This is a genomic window from Frankia sp. CoWAU3 (assembly GCF_977971855.1).
Map to the genome: position 1 here is coordinate 13,826 of NZ_CDWWXB010000050.1, position 4,677 is coordinate 18,502.

General features: G+C 68.8%; 5 protein-coding genes and 1 pseudogene. 2 read left to right on the forward strand and 4 right to left on the reverse strand.

Annotation, left to right across the window (positions count from 1 at the left end):
* Positions 1–228, reverse strand: a pseudogene (locus tag AC08ON_RS07285) (Fur family transcriptional regulator); the annotation flags it as partial.
* A 274-nt stretch (positions 229–502) separates the two neighbouring features.
* On the opposite strand from AC08ON_RS07285, the gene AC08ON_RS07290 reads away from it, so the two are divergent.
* The gene (locus AC08ON_RS07290) at positions 503–598 is read left to right on the forward strand and encodes a hypothetical protein (RefSeq protein ID WP_476606995.1); all 96 of its coding nucleotides are present in this window, start codon (positions 503–505) and stop codon (positions 596–598) included.
* A 312-nt stretch (positions 599–910) separates the two neighbouring features.
* Positions 911–1,330: a hypothetical protein gene (locus AC08ON_RS07295; RefSeq protein ID WP_476606994.1), complete on the forward strand. Its 420-nt coding sequence runs from the start codon at positions 911–913 to the stop codon at positions 1,328–1,330.
* Here AC08ON_RS07295 and AC08ON_RS07300 read toward each other — a convergent pair.
* From AC08ON_RS07300 to AC08ON_RS07310, 3 genes are all read right to left on the reverse strand, one after another.
* Positions 1,272–2,894 (reverse strand): hypothetical protein, encoded by a 1,623-nt coding sequence (locus AC08ON_RS07300; protein ID WP_476606993.1) that lies wholly within the window; start codon positions 2,892–2,894, stop codon positions 1,272–1,274. The two genes, AC08ON_RS07295 and AC08ON_RS07300, sit on opposite strands and share 59 nt — an antisense overlap.
* A 61-nt stretch (positions 2,895–2,955) precedes the next feature.
* Positions 2,956–4,185 (reverse strand): pyridoxal phosphate-dependent aminotransferase, encoded by a 1,230-nt coding sequence (locus tag AC08ON_RS07305; RefSeq protein ID WP_476606992.1) that lies wholly within the window; start codon positions 4,183–4,185, stop codon positions 2,956–2,958.
* A 133-nt stretch (positions 4,186–4,318) separates the two neighbouring features.
* The gene (locus AC08ON_RS07310) at positions 4,319–4,486 is read right to left on the reverse strand and encodes a hypothetical protein (protein WP_476606991.1); all 168 of its coding nucleotides are present in this window, start codon (positions 4,484–4,486) and stop codon (positions 4,319–4,321) included.
* Positions 4,487–4,677: the final 191 nt, after the last annotated feature.

Consider the following 4,677-nt stretch of genomic DNA (forward strand, 5'->3'; position numbering starts at 1 on the left):
GACCGCGGCGCCCTGCGCCCGTAGCCGGGCGTGCAGATCCTGAGCGCTGGTAAAGGCGTCGGTCTCGGCAAGCGCGGCGGAGACGGCGTCGCCCTGCCGGGTGGCACGCACGGCCGTCCCCCGGCTCGGCGCCGGACGGAGCTCCACCGTCTCATCCCGATGGTTGCGGGGGTCGCGGGCCGGCCGACCCGCGCCGGCCGACCTGGTGTCGTTCCCCGCGGTGCTCACGTTGCTCCCTTCGCCACCGTTCAGGCTGTCTGGTCGGTTCAGTCTGTTGCCGGAGGCGCCCTTACCGTCCGTGCCTCTCATCCCGACTGTGCCGTCCGTCCCGCCCGGGGTGCGCGCCAGCCGTGGGGTCGGCTCGGACCCATGAGCTTCTTGGGGTGTACGGGCCACGTTCTCACTTTCTCATCTCCTCGTCGCGCTGGGCGTGCCTGTCGACGGGAATGGGCACGCGTCCGTTTGTCATTATTGACAATGGTTTTCATCCTGGAGGCGCTGGGTGTGGCACGACTCCGTCGGTGGTGAGCAGTACCGGCGTTTCGTCTCGATCGGAGCGCAGGTGCTCAACCAGAAGCCCGAACTCGCCAACTGCTGACGGCCGCACGCTGACGGCCGCACCCACCGATGATCTGCAACGCTCCGAGGCATAACCTTCGCCCAGAGTAGATCCAGGACGGAGGGATGCATGGCGGGGCGTAGCGGCCGACCTGGGTGGTTGCGAGAACCGGATCCGCTCCAGAACCCCCTCGGTAGTCGGCTCGCCATCCTCGGCGCGATCGTGCTGGTGATCGGCGGGGGAGCAGCGACCCTGGCGGGCGGTGCGGATCCGGCGTCCGGGCTGCCCGCGTCCACCACTGGCGACTCTGTGTCTACCACAAGCGACTTTGTGCCTACCACAAGCGACTTTGTGCCTACCGCAAGCGACTCTGCCGAGCTGGCCTCCTGGTACCACGGCAGCGAGGGTCTACGGGCCCGGGTCGCCACGGACGTCGCGGCGGCCCGGGCGTATCTGGCCGCCCAGGACGGCGCTTCCCTGCAGCCCGTCTGCATCTCCCTCGGCACCGACACGCAGGCGGCGCTGACCGCGCCGGTACCGCCGACCGTGGCCGCGCAGGCGCGGTTCGATGCCGGCGGCAGGGACTACGCCGCCGCTGCGGCGTCCTGCAAGCAGCTCTTCGATGGCACCCGGATCCAGGTCGGCGTGCTGCAGCAGCGCATCGCGGCGTCGTTGGCGGACGGTGACCGGGAATGGGGGGCGCTGGCCGCTCTCATCGGACAGCCGATGGCGACCGCGAGTCCCCCCGAGGCGTCGGGACGCAGCGGGTGAGGCCGTGCAGGGTGCCGGTGAGTGGAAAGGTCCGGATCTCTTGCTCACACCATCCGGCCTGCCGCAGGGACGCGAGTTCGGCGGCCGTGCCCCGGAGGTCGTAGGCGAGGATGAACAGCAGGATCCGGTTCGGCGGTTGCGGGCGGCTGCGGATCGCGCCATCCGCGCCATCCTTCCCGATCACGCTCAGGAAGGTCGTCGCCGATCGGGGTACCCGGGGTCCGACCGGCGGTTCCCTGGACGACGCGTCGTCGCTGAGGTCCATGGCGTAGAGCCAGCCCGCCCGTGCCAGTCGGCCGCCGACGATGACGAGATCGCCCGCCCGATACTCGGCGCGGGCGGCGATCGTCGCGTCGACCATGGCCTCGATCGGACGGGGATCGTGGCGTTCGTCCCACAGCGTGACGGTCCCGCCGACCGCGCAGACCGGCATCACCGCCAGCGCGATCAGGCCGACGGCCGCGGGAAGCCGCGCCGGCCCGACCAGCCTGGCTGTCTGGGCCGTGCGGGCCAGGTCGGCGACGCCGACCGCAACGATGATGGTGAGCAACGGAACCAGAAACAGGTTGGTCCGACAGGCCCCGAAGGGCCAGTAGCGTCCGGCGCTGGCCGCGAGTTGGAGCAGTTCGGCGCCGACCAAGGCGACGATAAGGATCATCCCGTCGGGGCGCCGGCGCAGTACCCGGACTCCGAGCGCCAGCGCAACCGCCGTGGCCGTCCCGACGAGCAGCGTCGGGAGGCGATGCCCCTGGAGGAGGGAGTGCACCAGATTGGGGTCATAACGGTCGATCCCGGGCGGGACGCCACCGAGAATCGCGCCGGTCTGTTCGAGCGTGAACCGCAGGCCGCCAAGGATCCCTCGACCGGCGAGGAAGTGATCGTCCCAGAAATGGCTCGCCCGTTGGCTGGACTGGTGCGCCACAAAGATCATCATGTGGGTGCCGGCCAGGAGGAGGGCGGGGCCCGCCCGTCCGGCGGTGCGCACCACGGTGCGTCGGGGCACCGCGCGGACCAGATCGTAGCCAGCGAGGGGAACCAGCAGAAACACTGCGGGCAGCGACAGCAGCGCCAGCGCCCCGGCCGCGGTCCGGCGTGGGAGCGTGGCCTGTCCCGTCCACAGCGCGACCACCGCGAGGGTGACCACCGCATCGAGGACGTAAGGCTTGAGCTGCGTGCCGGTGTCGACGACGGTGCCGGCGAGGGCGGTCGTCACCGTGGCGGCCACGGCCGGTACCCGGCCGGTGAACCGCCGCGCGAGCAGGAAGCCGCCCGCAGCGAGAAGCGGTAGCCAGATTCCCGCTCCGACGAGCCGGAGCGACCAGCTGTGCCAGCCGAGGATGGTCCCGGTCAGTCGGGTCAGTGCCAGTGAGCCGACCGAGGACGGGGTGTTGGCCGCCGTCAGCTCCGACCAGAACGTCGGCCACGGTTCCCCCGCGAAGTGCGGGCGCCACAGCTCGTCGTACCAGAGCGGACGATCGATCCGGGCTCGCAGCGCGATCTGCACCCCGATCGTGGCGGCGACCAGCAGACCCACGAGCAGGACGTCGCCATGCTGTTTTTCCACAGGTTGTCCACAGGGCGCTGGCGTCCTGTGGACAACCTCCCCGATGGTGTCGATTGCTCCGTCAGTTCCGTCGTTGGGAGGGGTGTTTGTAGGAGGCCAGGAAGCGATCGATCCGGCCGATAGCGTCCGTGAGATCGTCCACCGCGGGCAGGGTCACGATCCGGACATGGTCGGGATGCGGCCAGTTGAAGCCGCTGCCCTGGACGAGCAGGATCTTCTCGGCCAACAGCAGATCGAGGACGAAGCGCTCGTCGTCCCGGATCGGGTAGACGGCGGGGTCCAGCCGGGGGAAGGCGTACAGCGCCCCCCGCGGCGGGACGCACGACACCCCGGGGATGTCGTTGAGGAGCTTCACGACCGTGTCTCGTTGTTCGCGCAGCCGGCCGCCGGGCAGGACGAGATCCCCTGCGCCGCCGTCCTCCGTGAGGGCGGCGACCGTGGCGAACTGCCCGGGCGCGTTGGCGCACAGGCGCATGTTCGCGAGGATGTTCACTCCCTCGATGTAGCTCGAGGCGTGGCCGCGCGGACCGGACATCACCATCCACCCGGCCCGGAACCCGGCCAGCCGATAGGACTTCGACAGCCCGTTGAAGGTCATGCAGACCAGGTCCGGCGCGAGCGCTGCGGTCGCGATGTGCTCGGCGTCCTCGTAGAGGATCCGGTCGTAGATCTCATCGGACAGCAGCATCAGGTGGTGGCGGCGGGCGACCTCGACGATGTTCTCCAGCACCTGCCGGTCGTAGACGGCACCAGTCGGGTTGTTCGGGTTGATGACGACGATCGCTCGTGTCCGCGGGGTGACCTTGGCGGCGATGTCGTCGAGGTCGGGCGCCCAGCCGGCGGACTCGTCGCAGAGGTAGTGCACGGGCCGGCCACCGCACAGGCTGACCACGGCCGTCCACAGTGGATAGTCGGGCGCGGGGAGCAGCACCTCGTCGCCGTTGTTGAGCAACGCCTGCAACGACATCATGATCAGTTCGGAGACGCCGTTGCCGAGGTAGACCCCGCCGGGGTCGATGCCGGTGACCCCCTTGCGGAGGTGATAGCGCACGACCGCTTCCCGGGCTGCGAGTAGTCCCTTGGAGTCGCTGTAACCCTGTGCATCCGCAAGGTTTGCCACGACGGCCTCGAGTACCTCCGGCGGTGCGGAGAAGCCGAACGGCGCGGGATTGCCGATGTTCAGCTTGAGGATGCGCGACCCCGCAGCTTCCAGCCGGGTCGCTTCGTCGAGGACAGGCCCACGGACGTCGTAGCAGACGTCGGCGAGCTTGTCGGACTGGGTGAACTCCATCTGCCCAGAGTAGGTGGGCTGTCCAGCGGATTTTCGACCGGTCGGCGGCGTGCCGGCGAGTTCACCCCGAGGGAGTGACTCCGAACTCGACGGTTGCGTGCTCGTTCGGCCTGATCGACTGATCCCTGTCCGGTCACCGAGAGCCGTGCCGCTCCTTGGCACGAAGATTGACGATATTCGCCTTGAGACCGATCGCATCGATGAGACCGATCTTGACCTGTGATGGAGCTGGAGTCACCTGCACTCCGGCAATCTTGTCACCGGTCGCCGCAGGTTTCCCGCGCCGGGCAAGCTGCGGCATCTGGTGAGATCAGGTGAATACGCACTGATCAGATCCGGTTCGGCAAGCGCACACGTGGAGAGGTCGATGCGTCGACCGGCGTCTGGAGGCAGGCAGAGCACGACGTCGTCCATGGAATCTCCTTGGCATCAGGTTAGGTTTACTTAGGTCATGCCTGGCTGCGGGATCGAGAGAAGGGGTGCCAGCTGGGG